The sequence below is a fragment of the Olleya sp. HaHaR_3_96 genome (assembly GCF_019278545.1).
Taxonomy (GTDB): Bacteria; Bacteroidota; Bacteroidia; order Flavobacteriales; family Flavobacteriaceae; genus Olleya.
Genome location: NZ_CP058987.1, coordinates 1289160 through 1314817, shown reverse-complemented (window position 1 = coordinate 1314817; position 25658 = coordinate 1289160). Strand labels below are relative to the sequence as shown.

Below are 25658 nucleotides of genomic sequence, written 5' to 3'. Positions count from 1 at the left end.
ATTACAAATGAAAAAAATTGCCCTATTCCTACTAACGACAACAATTTTATCTTGTGGTGGTTCAAAAAGTAAACATGTTGTTACGACAAAATCAGAATCTCATACAGTAAGTCAAACAGAGCCTAAACGCAATAGAAAACGTCCTAGCCGAAATACTAAAAAGACAGAAGAATCAATTATAGGCACTCACTCAGATCCTAGTTACAATACAATACGTGCAGACAACCCTACAATAGCAAACATAATAAGTAGCGCCAAAAGCTATGAAGGGGTTAGATATAAGTATGGAGGAACTACAAAAAAAGGTATGGATTGCTCAGGACTACTATATACAGCCTTTAAAACTGAAGATATTGCCTTACCTAGAACTTCTAGCGCCATGTCCGAACATGGAGAATGGATAGATGTGAAACAAGTAGAGGAAGGTGATTTACTTTTTTTTGCAACCAGAAAAAATAGCAGAACCATTAATCATGTTGGATTAGTAACCTCTTCAAGACCTGGTCGTGTTGAGTTTATACATGCAAGCACAAGTAAAGGCGTTATGACTTCTTTATTATCAGAACGTTACTGGTACTTTGCTTTTGTACAAGCACGTCGTGTTTTGTAAGAGATTGCTTATCTTAGGGAAGTGAAACTTCTCAATTTTTCTATAATTAAGTTTACATTTTGCCTTATCATAGGCATTATGCTTGCCAAGCTATGTAATATTAGCCTATTTTATAGTCTGTTTTTTTCTGTGGGATTTAGTGTCCTTTCTGTAGTTCTTTATTTCATTTTTAAAAAGAAAAAGAGCGCTATTTACCTTTTTGGACTCTCCGTCTTCTTAACGTTTATTGCCTTTGGAATTTTTATCACAAACATAAATGAAGACTTACAAAAAACCAACCATTTTTCTCATGCTATTGATAAAGACCACGCTAGTCAAACAATTACATTTAGGATTAGAGAACGACTAAAGCCCAATGCTTTTAGTCAACGGTATTACGTAGACATTTTAAAACTGAACACTAAAAAGGTTAAAGGAAAGGCTTTAATAAACATTAGAAAAGACAGCCTAAACAGACCAATCCCCATAGATGCTGTTTACTTATCAAAAACCAATATCATTGCAATCAAGGCGCCATTAAACCCTGATCAATTTAGCTACAAAGCTTATCTTGAGAAGCAACAAATCTATTATCAAATATATGCCAATCAGCACGACATTTTAGAGTTAAAAAGCGAGATCTCCACAGCCTTTGGCTATGCTGCTAGTTTTAGGAACTATATCAACAAGAAACTTAGTGAATATGAATATTCTGATGACCAATTATCTATAATTAATGCGCTTATTCTGGGGCAAAGACAGAATATTACAAAAGAAGTGTATGATAATTACACCAATGCAGGCGCGATTCATATACTAGCTGTTTCAGGCCTCCATATTGGAATAATCTTATTACTATTAAACGTTGTTTTAAAACCTATAGAACGTATAAAAAACGGCAAATTAATAAAGACTATCATACTCGTCATTTTATTATGGACGTATGCATTAATAGCAGGAGGATCAGCCTCTATTATTAGAGCAACGACCATGTTTAGTATTGTTGCCATTGGTATAAACCTGAAACGGCCAACTAACATTTACAACACCCTAGCTATTTCCGTTTTTGTTTTATTATTAATTAAACCCAATTTTCTATTTGACGTGGGATTTCAGTTAAGTTATGCTGCTGTTATTTCCATAGTTAGTTTTCAGCCGATATTAGAACGTTTTTGGTCTCCTAAATACAAACTAACCAAACTACTCTGGCAAACACTTACAGTAACGGTTTCTGCTCAATTTGGCATCATCCCTATTAGTTTGTATTACTTTCATCAATTTCCTAGTTTGTTTTGGTTATCAAACCTAATTGTTATTCCATTTTTAAGTCTGATTTTAGGCTTAGGATTAGTCGTTATAACATGTGCGCTATTAGGCGTTCCTAAAAGCTTTGTATCCGAAACCTTTGGAACCATAATTAATTGGATGAATCAGTTTTTTGCATGGATCTCCAACCAAGAGGATTTTTTAATCTTAGATATTCCGTTTACGCTTTTACAAGTAATTGTATCCTATGCATTGATTTTTAGTATCTATCAATTATTCATTCAAAAAAACTACACATGGAGTAGGCTAACTCTAGTTTCTATTATCGTCCTGCAGTTGACTTACCTCCTAAATCAATATCACACTAACGGGGATTCTTTTTTAGTATTTCATAAAAACAGAACAACTCTTATTGCAAAAAAACACAATAACCAACTCGCTATTTATTCAACTTTAAAAAATGCAGAAACAAATACAATCATTAGAAGTTACGCAGTAAAAAACGCATTACAACCAATCGCCTCTAAACCTGTAAATGCCTTATACAAAATAAAAAATAAACATATATTGATTGTTGATAGCTTAGGTGTTTACAATGTAAAAAACATCAAGATAGATTACGTCTTATTAACTCAATCACCAAAATTAAATTTAGAACGCTTAATTGATAGCTTAAAACCTAAAGCTATTATTGCTGATGGTAACAACTACAAATCCTATATCACACGATGGCATCAAACCTGTAAAAAACAAGAACTCCCATTTTACCAAACCGGTAAAACAGGAGCTTTTATTATTAGAAATTAAAAAGGATTACGCGTTGTCTCTAAACTCTGCTTTAAATGCTTTATAATACGTATCAAAATCTACTTGAGTTTTCATATCCAAATGTTTGTTAGTCTGAAACATTTTTAAATACATTTCTAGATCTTGTGGTTTTTTATACCCTGTAATTGGCGCAATAAGTTTTGCGTCTTCGTCAAAAAACAATAACGTTGGATATGCTCTAATTCCTAAACCACGTGATAATTCGTGTGATGAATTTCTTTTTTGAGCTTTTGCAGGATCGTAACTTGGATTTTTATACACTTTACCTTTAAAATTTATTTCTTCATTACCTTCTGCATTAAACTTAACAGCATAAAAATGTGTATTCACATAACCAACAAGATCTTTATTTTTAAATGTTCTCGCATCTAAAAGCTTGCATGGTCCACACCAAGACGTATAAGCATCCATCATTATTTTCCTTGGTTCCTTTTTTTGAAGCGCTACTGCCTCTTCCAAAGTCATCCAATTAATTTCTTCTTGAGCAATAGTATTTACTGCAAATAATAGTGTTAGGGCTAAAAATATGTTTTTCATTGTCTATCCATTTTAATTTTGTAGTCGCAAATAGTGTTCCAAATTTACAAAAAAAAGAAACGCCCCAAATATGAGGCGTTTTATTTATAATAAATATGCTCTTTTATCTAACACCGTGCATTAATTTTTTAAGTAATGGGTTTAAAGCAACCGATATGATACCAACAACAATTGGTACAATTGTAAAAATTAAAAAGAAAGTACTTAAAGAATGTTCTTCCGAAATTTTATCAATCATTCCCCCCATGTTTCCTGCAGCTTTTTGACCAATAGCAATTGCTAAATACCAAATACCAAACATAAAACCAATCATACGCCCAGGAACTAGTTTACTTAAATAAGATAAACCTATTGGCGAAATACATAATTCTCCCATAGTATGCAGCAAATATGCTAATATTAGAAAAATCATACTTACAGAAGCTGTTTTTGCACCTTGATCAATTCCTAAAGTACCCATTACAAGTACACCAAAACCTAATCCTAATAATACTAAACCAATACCAAATTTCATTGCGGCACTAGGGTTGTATTTACTTTCCCACCATTTAGAGAAAAATGGAGCCAATGTTATAATAAAAAATGAATTTAAAATACCAAACCAAGTTGCTGGCACTTCTGTTCCTTCTTTACTAAATTCATTATTAATTTTATAAATTACAATACCCCATAGAAGTACAAATGACAATGCCAATACAATGTTTGAAACAGCAATTTTAGTATATGTTTTCTTGAATAATAAATATAAAACCCATGAAATAATTGCCAATGGACCAACGGTTAAAATCAAATCCACAATCTTAAAAATCATAGCAGAACTACCAGCAAGTGCTCTAGATGTATAATCTCTGGCAAAAATTGTCATAGACCCTAAAGATTGCTCAAACGCAGCAAAGAAAAATACAGTAAACACTCCAAAGATTGCTACTGCTATAATCCTATCCCTAATAACCTTAGTGTATCTAGAAATTCTTGTTGTAATCAAAAACAAAAACATAGTTAACGATGCCAAAATAAGAACTTCAGAACCTGTAAACTTCCCAACAGAAAAAGGTACTAAATCCATACCTGATATTTTTTCTAGAGGGTCATTAATAAGATATAATAAACCACCAATAGAAGACAAAACAATTAAAATCTTGTCTAACATCGTAAACGGATTTAATTGATCTTCAACTGGCGTGGTAATATCAATTGTAACACTTTCCTCATTAATATTTTGTGGTAATTCTACTTCGTGCACTCTTGATGGTTTTTCTCCTATAGAACCAAAAAAGTCTTTAGCCATCCAAAATTGAATTAGACCGAATAACATGAAAATACCAGCCAAACCAAAACCATAACTCCAACCTTCATTTTCAGCTAAATAACCACAAAGCATCATTCCAAAAAATGCTCCTGCGTTTACACCCATATAATAAATAGTATAAGCACCATCTTTTTTAGATTCCTTTCCTTTGTACATTTCAGAAATCATTGAAGTCATATTAGGCTTAAAAAAACCAGTTCCCAAAATTAAAAGTCCTAAACCTATATAAAGTGATGCAGGGGTTTCAAAAACCATAGATAAATGACCTAACATCATAATAAAACAGCCTATTATCACAGCCCATTTATATCCTGTAAACTTATCTGCAATCCAACCACCAAGTATTGGTGTTAAATAAAGTAATGCTCCATAAGTACCTATTAATGACAATGCATGTTCTCTAGGCCACTCCCAACCCGGATTATCACTAACAATAGGAGCTGTTAAAAACAACACTAGTAAAATACGCATTCCGTAGAATGAAAAACGCTCCCACATTTCAGTAAAAAATATTATAAATAATCCAGCTGGATGTCCTATAACTTTGTCTTTAAATAGATTTTCAATATCTGTATTCATGATTAAATTTAGTTAGTTAAAAAAAAGAAAACCCCACAAATTAAAATTTGTGAGGTTTTTATATAATTGATTTTAATTGTCTGCTAATTCAAATCCTTCTGTTTCTTCTTTATTTAATACTCTTTCGCTTTCTTCAGCACCATGCGTTAATCTCTTTAATGGTTTTAACATTGCTATAAATAATAAACCAATAATTACTGTAAAGATCACTATACCCGAAAAGATTGCTAGCTCACCATACTCACTAGCCGATTCTCCCACTATACCCGCAACTTTATTTCCTAATCCTGTAGCCGCAAAATACACTCCCATCATTAAAGACGCATATTTTACTGGTGCCAATTTAGTAATAAAAGATAATGCCACTGGAGATATACATAACTCTCCAATAGTATGGAAAAAATAAGCTAATACCAACCAGATCATACTAGACGTTCCTGATTTCTCAAATTCCATTGCTGCGAATACCATGAATAAAAATCCAAACCCCATTATAATAATACCCAGAGCCATTTTAAATAATGATGATGCTTCCTTACCTTTTAATTTGCGATTTGCCCAAATACCTGCTACCAACGTCGCGAACAAAATAATAAATCCTGCATTTAAACTTTGAAACATTACCGTCGGAATTTCCCAACCAAATAGCACCCTATCAGTATTAGTATCTGTATATAAATTCATTAATCCTCCAGCTTGCTCAAAAGCACCCCAAAAAATAATTACCATAATAAAAGATAGTAATAAGACTAAGAAACGATCTTTAAAAACTTGACTATCTAGTTCTTTATAAATCATCATTAATAACGCTGTAATAGCAGTTAAAAAGATAAATAATAAACCAAAGCCCCATTCTAAAGTATACCAACCATATAGTGATGCAGCAACTAATAGACCAACGATTGTTAATTGTTTAGGAGAACTAAATAATTTAGAATACAACTGACCATAAGATACTTCATTTGTATCACCAGTACTAGGTACAAAATTACCAACTTCCTTTAAATACTTTTGACCGTATATGTAATTTATCAACCCTAAAACCATTACAATTCCAGCTAATCCAAAACCTGCATGCCATCCCCATTTAGCGACAACTCCACCAACAACCATAGTTGCCAATAATGACCCTAAGTTAATACCAATATAAAATATACTAAACCCTTTATCTCTTCTAATATCTCCTTCTTTATATAATCCACCTACCATGGTAGAGATGTTTGGTTTTAATAAACCAACACCCAAAATAACTAGACCTAAACCTGTATAAAATGCCCAAATATCGGTTAACACCAACACTGCGTGACCTAAGCACAAGACAATAGCCCCAAGTAAGACCGCTTTTTTCTGACCTATCAACTTATCCGCAATCATCCCTCCTGGAATAGACATAACATATACCAACATAGTATACCAGCCATAAAGTGCTAAAGCTTCTTGACTTGTCCAACCTAAACCGGCACCTCTATCATCTCCAATAGTCGCTGTTGTCATATAAAGTACTAAAAGTGCTCGCATTCCATAATATGAAAAACGTTCCCACATTTCAGTTAAAAACAAAATATAAAGACCAATTGGTTGTCCAAACAGTTCTTTTTGATGTGGTTGTAAAGCTTTACTTGACATATTAATTATTTAAGTTAGTTAGTTTTATTTTAAAGTTTGTCTCCTAAGGTACGATTAATAAAATTCGTCATTTTTGTATACAAGTGTAATCTTGTATTACCACCGTAAATTCCATGATTTTTATCTGGATAAATCATCCATTCAAATTGCTTATTAGCTTGTATTAAAGCTTCAACCATACGCATGGTGTTTTGAACATGTACATTATCATCTCCTGTTCCATGAATTAATAAAAAGTCTCCTTTTAATTTATCAACATGGTTAATTGGAGAATTATCATCATAACCACTTGCATTTTCTTGCGGTGTTGTCATGTAACGTTCTGTATAAATAGAATCATAAAACCTCCAGCTGGTAACAGGCGCTACAGCAATTGCCATTTTAAAAACGTCATTACCTTTAAACAAGGCATTACTTGACATAAAACCGCCATAAGACCAACCCCAAATTCCAATTCTACTAGAATCTATATATGACTTTGCTCCCAATACTTTTGCAGCTTCTATTTGATCTTCTATTTCGTATTTACCAAGTTCTTTTTGCGTTACTTTTTTAAAGTCCGCGCCTTTAAACCCTGTTCCACGACCATCAACACAAGCGACAATATAACCTTGTTGCGCTAACATTTGGTACCAATAATCATTAGCACTATTCCATTTATTAGCCACTTGTTGTGACCCAGGACCAGAATACTGATACATAAACAATGGATATTGTTTATTAGCATCAAAATTAGCAGGTTTAATAACCCACATATTTAAATCGTTTCCATTTACTTTAATTGTAGTAAACTCTTTTTTAGATAGTGTATAATTAGCAACAAGTGCTTTTAAATCGCTATTATCTTTTATAGATTTTATAACCGCTCCTGATTTAGCATCGTTTAAAGTGTACAAATAAGGTGTCGTCGCACTTGAGAATGTGTTAATAAAATAGGTGAAATCTGCACTAAAATCAGCAGAACTAGTGCCTTCGTTTTTAGACAATCGTCTTTTTTGTGTTCCCTTAAGTTTTATAGAATACACATCTCTATTAACACTTCCGTTTTCTACAGATTGATAAAACACTTGATCCGACTTGGCATCATAACCATAATAACTAGTGACTTCCCAATTCCCTTTTGTAACTTGATTAATTAATTTTCCTTTTTTATCGTAGTGATAAATATGGTTATACCCATCTTTCTCGCTAGTCCAAATAAAACTATCATCCTTTAAAAATGTTAAATTATCTGTGACGTCTACGTAAGCGTTGTCCGTTTCGGCTACAGCCAACGTTATTTTATTTTTTTTGGTATTAATCATCCATAAATCAAGTTCATTTTGATGGCGATTCATAAATTGTGCACTTAACACATCTGCATCGTTAGTCCATTTGATTCTAGGAATATAAAAATCGTCATAAGATTTATCGACTATAACTTCGCTTAATTTATTCGATTCTAAATCAAATACATGCAATGAGACTTTAGCGTTATTCTCTCCTGCTTTAGGATACTTAAAAACTGTTTGTGTTTGGTACAGCTCTTTGCCATAGACATCCATAGAAAATTCAGGAACATCAGTTTCATCAAATCTTATAAAAGCTATTTTGTTACTCCCTGCATTCCAATCAAAAGCACGAACAAAGGCAAACTCTTCTTCATACACCCAATCCGTAATACCATTAATCACTTTATTTTTAACGCCATCAAAAGTAAATTGTGACGTTTTTCCTGACAATAAATCCTTAACGTACAGGTTATTATTTAAACCAAAAGCAATTTTCGTTCCATCAGGAGAAAATGTTGGCTCTTGTATTTTGTCTTCAGACACCAAAGTGGCTTGTTTTGTTTTTGTGTTATACACATAATAAATACCTAAAGACGATCGTCTAAAAATAGATTCTTCCTCTGTAGCCAATAACACTTGACTTTCATCAGCACTAAATGTGTAATCTGTAAAGTATTTAATAGCTTCAATATCTGCAGAACTAACTAACGTATTAACTTTTGCTAACGTCTTATAATCATAAATATCGATTGTTGTCCCCCCTAATGTTCTATCAAAATTTAAAACAGAATATTGTTGTCCATTATTCATGGAGTGAAGAACATCTAAACCTTCCGTTCTAAAGGTACCGCTCCATATATCGTCAAGGGTAATTTGCTTATTCTGAGCAGTTAAAAAAGAAGTTGTTAATAAACAGAATAGTGAAAGAATTCTTAAGATCTTCATTTAATATTTGTTATTTAATAATAAGAGATCAAGTTTACTAAAAATTACTCAAAAAAACGTAAACATTAACACATAAATCAGCAATCTTAACTTGTTAAGCAAAAAATGAAAGTGTAAATAGTATCTTTGTATTTCAAAATGAATAGCATGAGTAAATTAGTTTCCGGGTTTTCAAAATTATCTAAAACTGAAAAAATAAATTGGTTAATCACAAACCATTTACCAAATCAGGATGCTGCAGAAAAGATTCTAAAACAGTATTGGAATAGTGACCAAAAACTGCAACAACTACATGACGAGTTTATAGAAAACACTGTCACTAATTACTATTTACCCCTGGGTGTTGCACCTAATTTTGTCATAAACGATAAGATTTACACCATCCCAATGACTACTGAAGAAAGTTCTGTAGTTGCTGCAGCCAGTAAAGCTGCCAAATATTGGCAAACCCGTGGCGGTTTTAAAACAACTGTATTATCTACCATAAAAATTGGTCAAGTTCATTTTACATATTCTGGATCTTTTAAAGCTTTAGAGGACTATTTTAATTTAGTAAAACCACAATTAATAGAAGACGCTAAACCCATAACCAAAAACATGGATAAACGTGGTGGTGGGATATTAAATATTGAATTAAAAAACAAAACCAACGACTTAGAGCACTACTACCAATTACATGCCACTTTTGAAACTCTGGATGCCATGGGTGCCAATTTTATAAATTCGTGTTTGGAGCAATTTGCAAAAACATTTAAAGCTGAAGCTGAAAAGGTTTTACCACAACCTGTCAATGTAATTATGAGTATTTTATCTAATTACGTCCCAGAGTGTATAGTCAGAGCAGAAGTTAGTTGCAAAGTTGAAGATTTAGCAGAAAAAGATATTGACCCAAATGCATTTGCTGAAAAATTTATACAAGCCGTTAACATTGCAGAAATTGAACCTTATAGAGCCGTCACCCATAACAAAGGAATAATGAACGGTATTGACGCTGTGGTCTTGGCTACAGGTAATGACTTTAGAGCTGTGGAAGCTGGCGTACATGCCTACGCGGCAAAAGACGGGACATACAGTAGTTTAACGCATGCTAAAATAGATAATGGCATATTTACCTTTTGGATGGAAGTCCCTTTAGCATTAGGTACTGTTGGAGGCTTAACAAATCTACATCCTTTAGTTAAATTAGCTTTAGAGATTTTAGATAAACCAAATGCCAAACAACTTATGCAAATTGTTGCTGTTGCAGGTTTAGCGCAGAACTTTGCTGCCTTACGTAGTTTAACGACTACAGGAATACAAGAAGGGCACATGAAAATGCATTTAATGAATATCTTAAATCAATTTGAAGCTACTGCTGAAGAAAAAATAAAAATAGTACATCACTTTAAAACAAATGTAGTCACCCATAGTGCAGTCGTCAACGCTATTGAAAATTTAAGACACTAATGCAAAGCTTTTATAGTCACGGAAAATTATTACTTACGGCTGAATATGTTGTTTTAGATGGTGCAAAGGCATTAGCTATTCCTACTGTTTTCGGGCAGCACCTTACTATTGAACCTATTAAAGGCCATAATATTATATGGACTAGTTTTGATAACCTAAACAACATTTGGTTTACAGATACAATTACTATTGCAGCTATTACTAATTCAAAGGACACTGGTAATGCCATTTCCAACCGACTCATTCAAATTTTAAATGCTGCCCAACAATTAAATCCAGAATTTTTAACAACACAAGAAGGCTTTAAAATAACGACAACTTTGGAGTTTCCTCAAAACTGGGGTCTAGGCACATCGTCTACTTTGATTAACAACCTGGCTACATGGGCAAAAGTAGATCCGTATACTCTATTAGCGCGTTCTTTTGGGGGCAGTGGTTACGATATTGCTTGCGCTCAAGAAGACTCTGCTTTAATCTATTCTTTAAACAATACATTACCTAAAACAGAACTAATAGATTTCAAACCTATATTTTCTGATCAACTTTATTTTGTTCATTTAAATAAAAAACAAAATAGTCGTGAAGGGATAGCACATTATAAATCTAACAGACATAATTTAACCGAAACTATTTCAGCAATCAATCAATTAACCATTGCTTTCACTACTTGTAAATCAATTACAGTGTTTCAGCAACTTATCGAACAACACGAAACACTTATTGCTCAAGTTACCAACCAAAAACCAGTAAAAGAGACTCTTTTTAGCGACTTTAATGGCAGTATCAAAAGCTTAGGCGCGTGGGGAGGTGATTTTATTTTAGTAGCTTCTACAACCAATCCCACAGACTATTTCAAAGCAAAGAATTATCATACCATTTTAAAATATACGGACATGGTTTTATAGACCAAGACTACCCGTTGATTATAATGCATAAAAAAAGCCTTTTCAAATTGAAAAGGCTTTTTTTAGTTTAAGACTTGAAGTCTACTATTGTACTGTTTTAGCTCTATAATCTTCAATCTCTGAAGATTCTTTTAAAGCGTTATATAATCTAGTTTGTACTGAATTTAATTTTTGAGCACCAACTTGGTTCGCAAAAGGTAAATAGTTATCTAATTTTACAGCTGGTGTCTTTTTAGTGACTTGTACCATAAATACACCTGTGTTTCCTTTTACTAATTTAGAAGTACCTCCTTCAGCCAATCCAAAAGCATTACCGACAACCATAGGCTCATTTCCTGCTCCTGCAATTGTTGGTGTTTTCATATTAATAGCAGACGCCGTTTTTACAGTTTGTTTTTCTTCTGTAGCAAACGCCTCTAAAGTCGTTGCTTTTACTCTGTCCATTATTAATTTTGCTTTCTTTTCTTTTCTTATTGCTGGCAATGCTGTTACTGAAGCATCCTCAACACTCATTAATCCTTTGTCTTGTGTTGCTGTTAACTGTGCAATTACAATTCCTCCAGGTATATTATCAAAACGCTTATAGTCCCCTATTTTAGTTCCATCCTCAAAAGACCAACGTACAATTTGACGTTGATTTCCTAAACCTGGGATACTTTCGTCTAATTCTTTAGCTGTCATAGGACGTACATCATAATTTGATTTTTTAGCAATTTCCGCAAAATTACCTTTAGCAATAGCTAACTCAAAATTAGATGCATCAGCAAAAATCTTATCTTCAGTTTTAGATGATGGCTCTACTTTTCTTGCAATCGTTGCTATTTTAATAGCTGTATCAACATTTTTCTTATCGTCAACTCTAATAATGTGGTATCCAAATTTAGTTAAGACCACATCAATACTTCCTGTTTCATTAAAAAATAAAAAGTTAGCAAAATCAGGATCAAATCCTGCTGGGTTATACGTTGTTAATCTTGTCCAACCGATACTACCGTCTTTACCTTTAGTTCCATCAGAATTGATCTCATTAGCAACTTCAGCAAATTTAATTTTATTGTTTTTAACTAAAGGAAAGATACTATCGATCATCGCTTTAGCTTCTTCTTTAGTTCTGGTTACATCTGCTCCAGCTCTTGTCGTTCCAACAAAAGGAATAACGATATGACTAGATTCGATAGAATCCGCTAACGTCTTATAATCTAATACCTTTGTTACTTTATAATAGTTACCGTCTTTATATGGTCCATAAGCTTGACCTGCGTCTAATTTAAATATCGTATCCGAAATTGTAGATGGTAAGCTTGACTTGTATTGGTATTTATCTACAAATTTAAAATCATCAGAATTACCGTTTACAAACCCTTCAACATCATTAGTCTTTAAAAAGCCTAATTTATTTTCTGTTTGTTTAGTAACATCATTATAATCTTCTGTATTTTTTAACAATTTCCTTAAGTCCTCTTTTATCTCATTTTCGTCTTCTAAAGAAGCAACTTCTTTAAAAAACACGTATTGAAAACTTCTACTAGCATCCGATTCGTATGCCTTAGGATTTTTATTGATGTAAGTTTTAATTTCTGAAGTAGACACTTTAATTGTACTATCAGCGATTGTACTATAAGGTACTTGTACATATTTGATATCCACTTTCTCTCCTTCTAATTTATGCTCTAACTGACCTTCTGCTAAAGTTGCAGTTGTTCCAGCTTTAACCATATTAAAGTAGTTTGCTTGTAAAGCATTTGATGCTAAAGCTTTTTCTCCAGAAATCCAGTTTTGGTAAGCTTCAGCAGAAGAACTTTTAAGATTATCTATAAACAACAATACTTTAGACTCGTCAAACACACCAGCTTCGTTTAAAAAAGTAGGATCAGTAGCATAATTAGTTTTAATTAAGTCTCTCATCTGCTCTGATTCAACAGTCATCCCTAATTTTTGAATCTGACCATCCATAACAATTTCTCTAACCTTAGTATCAAAAACACTATTCATAACTTGGCTAGTGGTTGCATTAGGTCCTAATTGTCTTTGCTGAAACTCAACAAGATTAGAAAATTCTGCTCTAGAAATATCTTGACCATTGATTGTTGCTACAACATCTGGAGATTTAGAAAACAGTGCATCCTTGTTGCTAAATAAGCTTGATAAAATAAAAGCGAATAACGCTAATGCAATAACGAGGATTAATACAACTGTTTTTTGTCTAATTTTATTTAAAATTGCCATTTTGTGTGATAAATTTTGTGAAATATAGTAGGCGAAAATACCATTTTCTATTCAATAATAAAAGCACTTTACACAATAAATAAATTAAATGAATATCGTACTGATAAAAAGTAGGTGATTTAGTCCCTAAGCTTAGTCTTCTGCTTTAATTGTAAGCTCAACTAATTCAATCTTAGTATTTGAAGCTTCTAATATTTTAAAGTGAAATTTTTCTGTAGAAACAATTTCATTTTGAAGTGGGATCTGCTCTGTATGATCGACAATTAATCCTCCTAAAGTTTCGTAATTTTCGCCTTCAGGCAAATTAAGTTTATAGGTTTCGTTTAAATAATCGACTTCCATTCTAGCCGAAAACACATAAGTAAACTCGTCTTTCTGTTCTTCTATTAAATCTACGGTATCATGTTCATCTTCAATCTCTCCAAATAGCTCCTCCACAATGTCTTCCACAGTCATTATTCCAGAGGTACCGCCATACTCATCAACGACAACAGCAATACTTTTACGTTTCTTTATTAAAACGTTCAAAATATCTTTAACCAGCATTGTTTCTGGAACCAATTCTATTGGCATAATCATAGCACCAATATTTTTTGGTTTTTTAAACAAATCGAAAGAATGCACGTAGCCTAAGATATCATCTATAGTTTCCTTATAGATCAAAACCTTAGAGCATCCTGTTTCTGTAAATACCGCACTTAAATTCTGAATAGTATCTTGAAGTTCCAATGCTATAATCTCTGTTCGAGGCACCATAACCTCTCGCGCCTTAACTTCTGAAAACTCTAATGCGTTTTGAAAAATCTGAATTTCTGAATCTATATCCTCATCGGCTTCAACACTCTCCATTTGCTCACTAATATAGTGCCCTAATTCTACTTTAGTAAACGCTAACTGCACTTGATCTCCTTCTGTTTTAAAGAATTTTTTAAGCACAACATCACTAATCCAAATAACAAAATCAGACACCCAACTAAAAAACACATAAAAAATGTAAGCTGGAAAAGCAAGGACTTTAAGTAGTGTATTTGAATAAATTTGAAAGAATACTTTTGGTAAAAACTCGGCAGTAAACAGAATCAAAAGAGTCGATAAAATGGTTTGTGACAATAAACTTAAGTCTGTTAATAAATAAGTCACAAAGGCATAATTACTTGGCAATAAGCTATGAAACCAATCCATTAACAAATCACCCATAAAAAAAGCATAAATTACCAATGCTATATTATTACCAATAAGCATCGTCGCAATAAATTTTGAAGGTTTAGCCGTAATTTTAGATAAAATTTTAGCTAAAAAACCGTCTTGCTTTTTTTCTATCTCAATATGTATTTTATTAGAGGATACATAAGCAATTTCCATTCCTGAAAAAAAAGCCGATAGTAATAAACAAATAATAATGATGATAATTGAAGACACCATTTATTTACGGTCTTTGTTTTCTATCTTTTTACTAAATCTTTGTTTAAAAAAGAACATAAAAACAGCTGTTACCCCTAACAATAAAGACATATATGCTTTGGAATCTCCCCAATTTGCAATAGCGTCATATAAAAAAAGCACTGCAAATATTAAATAGGCGTATTGAAAAAACTTAAAGGTTTTCATTAAAAAATTTTATAGTTAAGTAAATATACTAAAAAAGTGAGCCGTTATTAAAAAGAAGTAATTATTCTTGCACGGCAAACTGACCTGTAACCCCTAGAATTTCAGCTTTTTTGAAATCTTTATCGGAATCAAATCCATTACCACTAGTCACATACCCCTTAGACCTATAGGTTGCTGGTAGATTAGTAAACAACCATTCTTTACTTTGGTCATAATATAACTGCTCTGCAAACAAAGTATCTTTTGTTGGTGTTGCTGCAATGACATTACCTTTTAAATCTATAACATCTGTATTGTTATAAATAATAGCGTAGTCCGCAATAATAGTCGTTTGCGCGTCATTTTTGTCATATAAATGTAAAACTATACCATCAGGAAACTCCGAATAAGAAAACATCCTGTTACTATAATCATACATCTTTGGACTTATTAAATTAGCAGACAACCGTCCTGAATCCGTACGCTTAACATTAATACTATCAGAAATCCCTACAGGATCGTTAGCAGACATACTAAGCTGCTTAACATCCTCTAAATTGCTTTTACATGTAAAAAACAAAGTCATAGCAAATGCTATGACTGAGTTTTTAATAATATGTGATTTATCTATTTGCATTATAGGCTTGGCACGGTTACACTTCTTCCTATCCAACATCCAATTTTGATAGTTTGTCCAGCTTTACCAGAACTAAAAATATCAGATTTAGATGGTGCTTTTGCATTGTAACTAGATGCTAAAGAAGAATATCCTCCCTTATTAGCTTCATTTGCTGCTAACCAAAACACTGCTTGCTTATCAAATGTTGTAGTCCCACAGTTATTTGCACTTGCAGCATACATTCTAGCGATGTGCTCATATGGCTTTCTGTTAGAAGGATTAAGACTTAAAGATTCCTGAAAATATTGTCTTGCCTTTCCGTAGTTACCTTTCTTTTTAAAATCTAATGCAGCTGTATAGTTTAATTTAGCCTTTTTAATAGGGTCCTTTTCTAAATCCATTGCTTGGTTTAAATACTTTTGCTCTCCTGTAATTATATATAGGTAGTAAGCTGTACTTGCATTAGGCTCGATGATGTTTTTTTGCTTAACAATGGTTGTAAACATTGCATCATCTTTACATCCTTTTTGATATAACTTATTCATCGCTCTTTGTAACCAAACAGCATTATTTTTATTTGCTTCGTAATCTTTTTGATATAACGGGATTAAGTTTTCACAATTAGCTCTATCTCCTAATTCTTTATCAACACCATCTTGTACTTTATCAAAAGCATCAACCATAGCACCGTAATACGTTTTGTATTTACCTTCTTTTTTAGTTAAGGCAGTACCCGCATCTTCTTTAACCACTAACTCATTTAATTTTTTAGAGTTATACTCAATTTCTACTTCAATCTTATCTGATACATCATCATATTTATCAAATAATTCTTGATCTGTCTTTTGTTTAGCATCAAAAAGATTAACCATCAATTTAAAGTAAACGTATAAGCTTTTAGCATTCTTAAAGTTATCTTTATCAGATTTGTATGATGCATCAAAACAGTTATATAAATCTTGATCAGACAATCCTAACTCAGTTTTATTATCATATTTTAATTGACAAATTTTAGAAGGATACTCTCCTACTTTTTTATCATTAGGAAAATTAGCCATTCTCTCTTCCCATAACTTAATCAAGTCCAAAACATTAGCTTTTTTCTCTTCACCAGTTTTAGTATCTATATAATGCTCTAAAATATCTTCACCATATTTATAGATTCCCATATGGTATTGAGGACAATTTTTTCTCAATTCGTTAAGAGACTTATAAGCAGCATCAAAGTTTTTTGCTTTTGTAGCTTCCGTCATTAAAGACAACTTCGTCATGCATTCTTCAGAGCTTTGAGCAAACCCAATATTAAGCCCAAATATCAAAGCTATTAATAAAGTAATTTTAGTTTTCATAATCTTAAATTTTATGTTGTTAGTCATATTTTCTTTTTTGGAACCATCTATCATTTAACGATAAACTTAGTTGCAAACTTACAAAGTTTTCCTTTACTAAATTAGCGTTTGTTGTTCCTCTCTTACCAAACTCTAAACCTACGTTAGCATTAGAAAACACATTCCCAACTGGTATACCTACTCCAAAAGACATGCCAAACTCTTTTATCGTCTCATTATTAATATTAAGGCCAGTATTCTCAAAACGCATACCCGCTCTATAAGTCATTCTTTTCCAGTATTTTGAAAACGAATTATACTCTGGAATATAAAAACCTCCTAATGATAATTTTGAAGCATCTTCAAACGTTGCACCTACATTATCGTATATAGGATTAGAGAACTCGCTGGTATTCTGAGTTGTGTACTCTATACCTGCGAACCATTTTCTTGGTTCACCTAAACCTGCTCCGAAACTTAATTTTGATGGTAACGTTAAATCCGTTTCTTCTAAGTTTGAAGACACTAAATCTGCATCAAGTTCATTAAAAACAAATTCAGATCCGGTTTCAGTATCTACTGTTATCGTTGAAAATGTTCTTTCATTCTTAGACGTTAAGTCCGTTTGCGGTGTATATGTTGCAGAAGCCTGTAATTCCAATTTATCAGTAATCATGTCTTGATAATGAACCCCTACATTAAAATTCAAACCACTTAAATCAGAACGTGTATATTCTTTTGTTTGGTATTGAAGAAATTCTCCATCACTATTATATGCGAAATTTATAGTATTGTTTTGTATGTTCCCAAAATCATAATCCGCCTGAATACCAACGCTTAACGCTTTATTCAATTGATAACCAGCACTTAGAAACACCTTATTTAATCCACCTTCACCAGTATATCTATAATCCAATCTATCCTCAGCATCTCTGCTTTCCAACTTATAACCAACCGATGAATAAGGTTGCAGTCCAAAACCAAAACCAAATTTCCCAACAGGTACGGATAATGCTAAATAATCAAAATTGGTGCTCTGTGTCTTATCGCTACCATTCTCTGATTTAAGATTGGTAGATGTAGTACTACCTCCAACTGTAAACTTAACAGGTCTAGATTCATTATTCCACAAATCCAAATTATTTCCTGCAAAAGTTGCTGGATTCTGAAAATTAATATGGACACTATCTTTATAGATACCTAATCCTCCCATGCTTCGGTTCTCTACGGACCCTTTAAAATTTATACTTCCTATACCATAAAAAGAATATGGTGAAGCTGTTCCATTCTGACCGTAACTTTGAATTGCAAATAGTGCAATAAAAACTAATCCAAGTTTTTTTATCATTCGACTGTGTTATATTGTAATATATAATTCAAACCTTCTAGTAAGAAATTTGAATTGGCAAATATGCTACTTTTTAATTGCTTAGACAAAAAATTAGCATCTCCACCTGTTAAAATAATTGTTAAATCTAAATATATAGTCTGATATTCATTAATAATACCATCCATTTCATTTAAAACGCCATAGACAACTCCGCTATTCATTGCCTCAATTGTTGAATTCCCTATTAATTGTTCAGGCATTTTTGTGTCTAATAACGGTAAATTGGCCGTTTGATTATGCAATGCTTGATAACGCATTCTGATACCTGGAGAAATCGCTCCTCCTAAGTATTCATTATCTTTATTTATAAAATCATAAGTAATACAAGTTCCGGCGTCGATAATTAAAACATTATTATTTGGAAATTGTTGTACAGAAGCGCAAACTAATGCAATCCTATCTATACCCAATGTTTTAGGTGTTCCGTATAAATTAGTGAAAGGGACCGGTGTCTCATGATTTAAAATCAACACTTTTAAATGCGCTTTCAAATATATCAAAACGGCGTCCTCCAATAATCCAACCGAAGACACTATAGCTAAACTCACATTAGTGTGAGTCTCTAAAATTTGTTGGATTGAATTTAAAACATACTTAGTCTCTACAGCAGTCTTATTTTCTATTTTGTTATTATTAAAAACAGCTAGTTTAGTCCTAGTATTCCCAACATCTATTATTAAATTCATATAATTTCTAAAAAGAGCAAACTTACAAAACCATTACTATAAAAATCTTAATAATTTTATAATACTGACATTGAGATTATTAAACCCTACGAAGGAAGAAAAGCAAAAAAATATTGTAAATTTTTCACTTTTTTCTTTGGTAGTTCTAAAATTGAAACTATATTTGCACTCGCAATTAATTGCTACTGGTGCCTTAGCTCAGTTGGTAGAGCAAAGGACTGAAAATCCTTGTGTCCCTGGTTCGATTCCTGGAGGCACCACCAGAAAAAACCCGATTCATCTGAATCGGGTTTTTTGGTTTAAAGAACTAAACCAAAGAGTCATAATTCACTATAAAAAAGTAGTATATTAGCTAATGCTACATTTTTCAACTTAAAAATTTAAATTTTAGTATGAGTAATAAAGATCAATTTATGAAAGAAGCTGTAAACGCAGCTTTAAAAGGAATGAACAACAACGAAGGTGGACCATTTGGTTGTGTCGTTGTTAAAGACGGAAAAATTGTAGGACGCGGAAACAATAAAGTAACCTCTACTAACGACCCAACTGCACATGCAGAAGTGACCGCTATTAGAGATGCTTGTAAAAATCTAGACTCGTTTCAATTAGATGGTTGCGAAATATACACCTCTTGCGAACCTTGTCCAATGTGCTTAGGTGCGATTTACTGGGCCAGACCAGACAAAGTATATTACGGCAGTAATCAAGTCGATGCTGCCAATATTGGTTTTGATGACGAATTTATTTACAAAGAAATCCCACTACCATACGCAGAAAGAAGCATCCCGTTTGAGCAATTAGCTCGTGACATTGCATTAGAGCCTTTTCAAGAATGGACTAAGAAAATGGATAAAACTGAGTACTAAATAAACGGATACTTCAATTCGACGTACTTACCTTTATGGACAGAATATATCGAGAAGCTCTAAATAAGAAAAGCTTCTCGATTATTTTGCTTAAGGCTATCACGTGAATTGACGTTATAGTCTTATTTTTTATCTCATTTCCAATCACACCAATGACATTTAAAAAGTGTATTAATGAGCCTGTATAAACAAAAGCCTAAATGTTTAAAGAAACAAAAATAAACAAGTCTGTTTTCGATGTTTTTCCCGAACTAGAAAGCGAACGTCTATTCTATAAAGCTTACACAAAAAAAAGATGCGCAAACGCTTTTAAACCTAAGAAGCAATAAAGCGATCTCTAAATACATGGACACAACAATACCAAAACGTATTGAAGATACTGAACAAAGAATTGAAGGCTACATAAAAGCTTTTAAAGAAGAAAAAGGAATAACTTGGGCAATTATTGAAAAAGAAAACAATACTATTATTGGTAACTTTGGAATTTGGAGCATTGACCAACAACATTCTAGAGGTGAAATTGGCTATATTCTAAATCCCAGTTTTTGGGGTAAAGGCTATATGACAGAAGCCTTAACCACACTAATTAATTTTGGCTTTAGAGATTTAAATCTTCACAGTTTTTCAGCCAATGTTAATCTTGAAAATGTCAATTCAAAAACACTACTACTAAAATTTGGCTTTAAATTAGAAGCTCTATTTAGAGAAAATTTTTATTACAATGGTCAATTTTTGGATAGCGAAATTTATTGCTTACTACAATCTGATTTAAAATAAACGCCTTATCGCACTACATTACAAAACACAAAACATCTTAAAAGGTGCACTAATTTATAGTGCTGGAGACACAATAGCAGCTTTAATTGTTGACGAATTTTCTTGGCACAGACTACTAGGAATGGCATTTGTTGGCGCCAGTTTTTACGCATTTGAAATCCCTAACTATTTTGATTGGATAGTAAAAAAAACTAAAGATTTAAAAGGTGCACGCGCTGTATTATCTAAAACGGGTTTAGCCATAGCATACTTTAATCCACTTTGGGTTGCTAGACACTTGTTGTTTATCAAACTATTTTCAGGACAATTTAATGCCATTGGTTTTAATTTAATAGAAATTGCCTTTTGGTCCTTTTTAGTAAATATTCCTATTTCTTTTTTAGCAAATTACACTATTCAAAACCGAATTAAATTAAAATGGCGCTTTTTAGGAAGTGCGATATACTCCGCTATAATGGCTATATATTATGCTTTAGGCGAAACTATTTTTAGTTAAATTAAATTTTTAAAATCTTCTGTAGTCAGAATAGAACATTCAGTTATCCCAAAATGCTTCAAAACAGCGTCCAACAAATAATCCCTGACTACCAAAATAAGATATGTGTCATCATTAGATCTAAACTGAGAAATCAAAGCTTCGGTTGAAACATGCAAGCCTTCATTTTTTAATTCTAACGTTCCTATTTCATCAATAATTAAATAGTGACGTTCTGCTTTAGAAGCTTCTAAAATCAAATAGTCATTAGCTTCATTAAAAGCCGATTGCAAAAACTTAAAATTCCCTATAGCAACAATAACTTCATTTTCAGCTTCAGCTTCAGCTTCAAGTTTAAAAGTCGCTTTACTTTTTAATTTAAGAAAATAGCGCTTACCGTTAACATCATCGGGACACAATAATCCATCAACATCACTTCTACTTTTAGACCAATCTAACAACGCTGTAGTCTTCCCTGATCGTATTGCTCCCGTAAGGATATAAATCATTCCGTAGGCGTTTTAAAATGAATACAATTAGAAATGCTATTCGCCATAAAAAACTTAAATCGAGTAAATCCTTTCAAATGCCTTGTGTGGTTCCAGGTATAGGAAATAATCTGCCTAAAATAAGGGAACAAATCCATAGCATTAGTAATATCCTGCTGGTACTTAGATTCCTTTTTACTTAAGTATTTCTGAACCAATTTTAATAAAAAAGGACCAATTACTAGATACCAAAACATTAAAATAAGAAAACTACGAAACACGATATAAATAGCCTTTTGCCACCCAAAAAGGGCACCTCCAAATATTGAAAACCCTAAAACAATTATGGCAACCGTGATTAGCCAAACCCAAATAACTTTGGTTTTATAGGACACTTTTCTTTTAGTGCTTTCCGATTCTTTTGGCATTGTTTGTAAATAAAAATCGACTTCAGGTTTACTTGCTATTATCTTAATAATACTTTTAATAAAGACACCCGCTAATAGTCCACAAACACCATATACAACAAGATACATCGTCACTAAAAAAGAGGTGGTAGAGGTTTCTGAAACAAAATCTAATTTTTTCTGAACCCATGAGCCATAAATATTAATAGCTTCCCATAGACCTGTACCATAAACCACTGTTAGCACTATTAGCTTTTGCAAAGCGGACTCTAAAAAAGTCACCATCCCTAAAACCAATAACACAAAACCTTTCCAAGAAAAGTTAGAAAATAAAAATGCACCAAAAAGCGCTTGAAAACTAACCGCAACATAAGCTCCGAATGGAGAATATGGACTTACCGCCATTTTAACAATTAAGACAATAACCAATGCTTTTAAAATAGTTTGCCATTTGTTTTTAACATAAAAAGCAATTAAACTAATTAACAATATTGAAACACCACCAACAATCAAGCCTGTGAAAGGTGAATTAAACACATGCAAAAAACCACCTAAACCGGACTCGTTTAAAGCCCAAAGCGCAGTTAATTTATCTATGATTGATTTGTTTTTTTTCATTTTTAGTTGCTGCAATAATAGCCATTCTTTTACATACAGGACACCCCTGTAATCCACTCGAGGGGATATTATCATTAAATCTTAGTATTAAATTAGCTAAGCTTTTATAATGCACTTGTAGTAATTGTGCAACAACGCTTATAGCAATTCCCTTTGGTGTATGCCACCAATGTCTAAACCAACTGAAGCAACAAGTTACCCTTTCAGGAATAGTGATTGCATTAACAACTTTTAGTATTTTGTCAAAAGCACAATTTTTTACTCACCTTCTCTACGCCTCTTTACATGCAACTCTATTTTAGGTCACTATCATTCTAGAACCAACAACGCACGGTGTTGCCCCCAAACATTTGGAAACAGTAATAAAAGCAATAGGAATTTGCTCTTGTTTAAATTCAGCTAAAAGCGTTATCCAATTTTGCATAGTACTTATTTAACTTCCAGTCTTTTAATAAGTTTACCAACAGTCAACCCTTGGAACACAATAGAAAAGACCACAACAACATAAGTAATTACTAAAAATAAATCACGTTCCATAGCTTCTGTAAGCCCCAAAGCTAATGCTATAGAAATCCCACCACGCAATCCTCCCCAAGTCATGATTAAATTGGTCTTTGGCACAAAATTTAATTTTTTCTCAAAAAACTTTATAGGCACTAATAATGACAAATACCTAGACACTAACACTAGAGGTATCGCTATTAAACCAGCCAATAAATATTCCATTTTAAAGGTAAGTACTAACATTTCCATTCCTATTAAAACAAATAAAATGGTGTTTAAAAGAATATCTATTAACTCCCAAAACTTATCGACATAAACTTCTGTGGTTTCTGACATGGCACTACTTCTAACAGTATCATTACCTACAACTAATCCAGCTGTAACCATTGCTAAAGGTGCAGAAATATGCCATTTCTGTGCTAATACAGTCCCTCCCATAACTGCCGCTAAGGTTATAATAACTTCAATATCATAATCATCTATAGATTTCATTAATCTATACGTAATCCAACCTAAAACCAAACCTAGCCCAATTCCTCCTACAACTTCTAAACCGAACAATTCCGCTACCTCTAAAGCACTCACATTGTCAATACCTAAACTTGCTATTTTAAAAATGGTTAAAAATATAACAACCCCAACACCATCATTAAATAAAGACTCACCTACAATCTTAGTTTCTAATCCTTTTGGTGCACCTGCTTTTTTCAGAATACCTAAAACAGCAATAGGATCTGTAGGCGATATCAACGAACCGAACAATAAGCAGTAAACAAAATCAACATGCAGACCAACAATCGGCAATGCATAAAACATTATCAAACCAACTAAAAATGTAGACAACAAAACACCAAATGTTGCAAACACTAAAACAGGCCAACGTTGCACTTTAAGTTGTTCAAAATTAGTATGAAGTGCTCCTGCAAAAAGCAGAAAACTAAGCATAATATCAAGTAAAACCTCTTTAAAGTCTATTTGCGTGATAATAAAACGCTCAGCATTTAGTAATGTATCATCAAAATAACTAAGTACAAAAACCGCAAATGTAAACACGATTGTAATTAGCATTAAACCAATAGTGTTTGGCATTTTTAAAAAGCGCACGTTTAGATAGCCAAAAGTCGCCGCCATAAACACTAATACAGAAGCAATTACAAAATAGTCCATAGAAAAATATATTTAACGCTAAATTAAAAATTTATATCTTCAAAGTATCACTAATTAAGTATTAAGAAAAAGACTAACATAAATTAAAATATTACTCCACATTACTACAACACGACACGTTTTAAACACAGACCGATAAAACACAATTTTGATTTAAACATTAAATCTATTAGCTATTTAATCACAACACTTTAATTAAAAAGAAAATAATTGTCAGAAAAATTCCGCTATTTTTGAGCAAACTTTTGTTCCCAATACGATTTATGAAAAATCTATATCTAGTAATCCTAATATTAACCTACCTCTCAAGTCCAGCACAAAACATGAAAACTTACACCTATGCCACCAAAGGATTAGACACACTTAAACTAGATGTTTATACGCCAGAGAATATAAAACCAACAGATAGTTTACCAGTTGTTATTTGGATGCATGGCGGCGGTTTTTCGGGAGGCGGACGTAATGGTATTGACGAGATCAACATTGTAAATGCAGCAAATAAAAATGGATATATTGGTGTTTCTATTACTTACAGATTATTAAGAAAAGGTACAAAAACAGGTTTTGGTTGCAATTGCAGTAAAGAGGATAAGCTTTTTACCTTTAACCAAGCAGTTATCGACTTTTTAGACGCCACTAATTTTATCTATCAAAATAGTACGATGTTACAAGTAGACACTACAAAAATAATAGCAGCAGGAAGTAGTTCTGGTGCAGAAACCGCATTACACGCTGCCTTTATGAGACGTTTTTTTATCCCTGACTTAACAGCATATAAAGACATTACATTTGCTGGTGTCATTGGATTTGCTGGTGCCTTTTTAGACATAGATTCATTAACTATTGACAATGCAATACCCATAGCACTTACACATGGCACAGAGGACGGCGCTGTACCTTATGGTAGTGCTCCACACCAAAATTGCCAGCCTAAAAAACCAGGATACATGATGTTACATGGCTCTAAAACCATTACAGAAAAACTAGACACTTTAGAAGCGTCTTACTTTTTAAACATTGTTAAAAACGGGACTCACGATGCTGCAAATGTGCATCCTGAAGATCTAGACGCTATATTTTATTTTTTAAATAAAACAGTCCTAGAAAACGAGGTTATTCAAACCAAAAAATACACATTACCAAAACCTACCACCTATTAATTTATCATAAATTTAGGTACTTTTGTTAGTACTACTAAAACTTTACGACAAAACGGTTT

General features: G+C 32.6%; 23 protein-coding genes and 1 tRNA gene. 9 read left to right on the top strand and 15 right to left on the bottom strand.

Going from position 1 to position 25658, the window contains the following annotated elements:
* The first annotated feature begins 7 nt into the window (after window positions 1-7).
* The gene (locus H0I26_RS05645) at window positions 8-610 is read left to right on the top strand and encodes a C40 family peptidase (RefSeq protein WP_218701390.1); all 603 of its coding nucleotides are present in this window, start codon (window positions 8-10) and stop codon (window positions 608-610) included.
* A 78-nt stretch (window positions 611-688) separates the two neighbouring features.
* A complete protein-coding gene (locus H0I26_RS05640; protein WP_256935279.1) occupies window positions 689-2662 on the top strand; it encodes a ComEC/Rec2 family competence protein in 1974 nt (657 codons plus the stop codon).
* Between the two features lie 6 nt (window positions 2663-2668).
* Here H0I26_RS05640 and H0I26_RS05635 read toward each other — a convergent pair whose 3' ends face one another.
* The 4 genes from H0I26_RS05635 to H0I26_RS05620 all read right to left on the bottom strand — a co-directional run bounded on the left by H0I26_RS05635 (window position 2669) and on the right by H0I26_RS05620 (window position 8950).
* Window positions 2669-3220, bottom strand: a complete 552-nt coding sequence (locus tag H0I26_RS05635) for a thioredoxin family protein (protein WP_218701388.1) — start codon at window positions 3218-3220, stop codon at window positions 2669-2671.
* Window positions 3221-3323: 103 nt separating this feature from the next.
* Window positions 3324-5108 carry a peptide MFS transporter gene (locus H0I26_RS05630; protein WP_218701387.1) on the bottom strand — a complete coding sequence of 595 codons (1785 nt, stop codon included), beginning with the start codon at window positions 5106-5108 and terminating at the stop codon, window positions 3324-3326.
* A 72-nt stretch (window positions 5109-5180) separates the two neighbouring features.
* Entirely contained in the window at window positions 5181-6734 is a 1554-nt protein-coding gene (locus tag H0I26_RS05625) for a peptide MFS transporter (protein WP_218701386.1), read from the bottom strand.
* A gap of 29 nt (window positions 6735-6763) precedes the next feature.
* Window positions 6764-8950 carry a S9 family peptidase gene (locus H0I26_RS05620; protein ID WP_218701385.1) on the bottom strand — a complete coding sequence of 729 codons (2187 nt, stop codon included), beginning with the start codon at window positions 8948-8950 and terminating at the stop codon, window positions 6764-6766.
* Window positions 8951-9097: 147 nt separating this feature from the next.
* Here H0I26_RS05620 and H0I26_RS05615 point away from each other — a divergent pair, with 147 nt between their 5' ends.
* Both H0I26_RS05615 and H0I26_RS05610 read left to right on the top strand, forming a co-directional pair.
* A complete protein-coding gene (locus tag H0I26_RS05615; RefSeq protein WP_218701384.1) occupies window positions 9098-10396 on the top strand; it encodes a hydroxymethylglutaryl-CoA reductase, degradative in 1299 nt (432 codons plus the stop codon).
* Window positions 10396-11301, top strand: coding sequence for a GYDIA family GHMP kinase (locus H0I26_RS05610; protein WP_218701383.1), 906 nt, complete (start codon window positions 10396-10398; stop codon window positions 11299-11301). Before H0I26_RS05615 ends, H0I26_RS05610 begins: the two co-directional genes overlap by 1 nt.
* Window positions 11302-11385: 84 nt before the next feature.
* Here the strand turns inward: H0I26_RS05610 and H0I26_RS05605 are convergent, their stop codons facing one another.
* The 7 genes from H0I26_RS05605 to H0I26_RS05575 form a co-directional block, all read right to left on the bottom strand.
* On the bottom strand, window positions 11386-13527 hold the full coding sequence (locus tag H0I26_RS05605; RefSeq protein WP_218701382.1) for a SurA N-terminal domain-containing protein: 2142 nt from the start codon (window positions 13525-13527) through the stop codon (window positions 11386-11388).
* Window positions 13528-13659: 132 nt separating this feature from the next.
* Window positions 13660-14949 (bottom strand): hemolysin family protein, encoded by a 1290-nt coding sequence (locus H0I26_RS05600; RefSeq protein ID WP_218701381.1) that lies wholly within the window; start codon window positions 14947-14949, stop codon window positions 13660-13662.
* Window positions 14950-15135, bottom strand: coding sequence for a hypothetical protein (locus H0I26_RS05595; RefSeq protein ID WP_218701380.1), 186 nt, complete (start codon window positions 15133-15135; stop codon window positions 14950-14952).
* 61 nt (window positions 15136-15196) lie between these two features.
* On the bottom strand, window positions 15197-15751 hold the full coding sequence (lptC, locus tag H0I26_RS05590) for an LPS export ABC transporter periplasmic protein LptC (RefSeq protein WP_218701379.1): 555 nt from the start codon (window positions 15749-15751) through the stop codon (window positions 15197-15199).
* A complete protein-coding gene (locus H0I26_RS05585; protein ID WP_218701378.1) occupies window positions 15751-17082 on the bottom strand; it encodes a hypothetical protein in 1332 nt (443 codons plus the stop codon). Before H0I26_RS05585 ends, lptC begins: the two co-directional genes overlap by 1 nt.
* Before the next feature lie 19 nt (window positions 17083-17101).
* Window positions 17102-18409 carry a hypothetical protein gene (locus H0I26_RS05580; protein ID WP_218701377.1) on the bottom strand — a complete coding sequence of 436 codons (1308 nt, stop codon included), beginning with the start codon at window positions 18407-18409 and terminating at the stop codon, window positions 17102-17104.
* Window positions 18406-19137, bottom strand: a complete 732-nt coding sequence (locus H0I26_RS05575) for a type III pantothenate kinase (RefSeq protein ID WP_218701376.1) — start codon at window positions 19135-19137, stop codon at window positions 18406-18408. The genes H0I26_RS05580 and H0I26_RS05575 overlap by 4 nt, the downstream gene beginning before the upstream one ends.
* A gap of 187 nt (window positions 19138-19324) precedes the next feature.
* Here H0I26_RS05575 and H0I26_RS05570 point away from each other — a divergent pair.
* The 4 genes from H0I26_RS05570 to H0I26_RS05555 all read left to right on the top strand — a co-directional run bounded on the left by H0I26_RS05570 (window position 19325) and on the right by H0I26_RS05555 (window position 21276).
* Window positions 19325-19400 (top strand) — tRNA-Phe (locus H0I26_RS05570).
* 129 nt (window positions 19401-19529) lie between these two features.
* On the top strand, window positions 19530-20003 hold the full coding sequence (locus tag H0I26_RS05565; protein ID WP_218701375.1) for a nucleoside deaminase: 474 nt from the start codon (window positions 19530-19532) through the stop codon (window positions 20001-20003).
* Between the two features lie 273 nt (window positions 20004-20276).
* Window positions 20277-20780, top strand: a complete 504-nt coding sequence (locus tag H0I26_RS05560; RefSeq protein WP_218702043.1) for a GNAT family N-acetyltransferase — start codon at window positions 20277-20279, stop codon at window positions 20778-20780.
* A 121-nt stretch (window positions 20781-20901) separates the two neighbouring features.
* A complete protein-coding gene (locus H0I26_RS05555) occupies window positions 20902-21276 on the top strand; it encodes a hypothetical protein (protein ID WP_218701374.1) in 375 nt (124 codons plus the stop codon).
* On the opposite strand, the gene H0I26_RS05550 is transcribed toward H0I26_RS05555, so the two are convergent.
* The 4 genes from H0I26_RS05550 to H0I26_RS05540 all read right to left on the bottom strand — a co-directional run bounded on the left by H0I26_RS05550 (window position 21273) and on the right by H0I26_RS05540 (window position 24439).
* Window positions 21273-21764, bottom strand: coding sequence for a nucleoside-triphosphatase (locus H0I26_RS05550; RefSeq protein WP_218701373.1), 492 nt, complete (start codon window positions 21762-21764; stop codon window positions 21273-21275). The two genes, H0I26_RS05555 and H0I26_RS05550, sit on opposite strands and share 4 nt — an antisense overlap.
* Window positions 21761-22768 (bottom strand): hypothetical protein, encoded by a 1008-nt coding sequence (locus tag H0I26_RS05545; protein WP_218701372.1) that lies wholly within the window; start codon window positions 22766-22768, stop codon window positions 21761-21763. The genes H0I26_RS05550 and H0I26_RS05545 overlap by 4 nt, the downstream gene beginning before the upstream one ends.
* 298 nt (window positions 22769-23066) lie before the next feature.
* Window positions 23067-23192, bottom strand: a complete 126-nt coding sequence (locus H0I26_RS19675; RefSeq protein ID WP_256935270.1) for a hypothetical protein — start codon at window positions 23190-23192, stop codon at window positions 23067-23069.
* Between the two features lie 5 nt (window positions 23193-23197).
* A complete protein-coding gene (locus tag H0I26_RS05540) occupies window positions 23198-24439 on the bottom strand; it encodes a cation:proton antiporter (RefSeq protein WP_101016695.1) in 1242 nt (413 codons plus the stop codon).
* A gap of 323 nt (window positions 24440-24762) precedes the next feature.
* Here H0I26_RS05540 and H0I26_RS05535 point away from each other — a divergent pair, with 323 nt between their 5' ends.
* Entirely contained in the window at window positions 24763-25599 is an 837-nt protein-coding gene (locus tag H0I26_RS05535; RefSeq protein ID WP_256935269.1) for an alpha/beta hydrolase, read from the top strand.
* Window positions 25600-25658 lie beyond the last annotated feature (59 nt).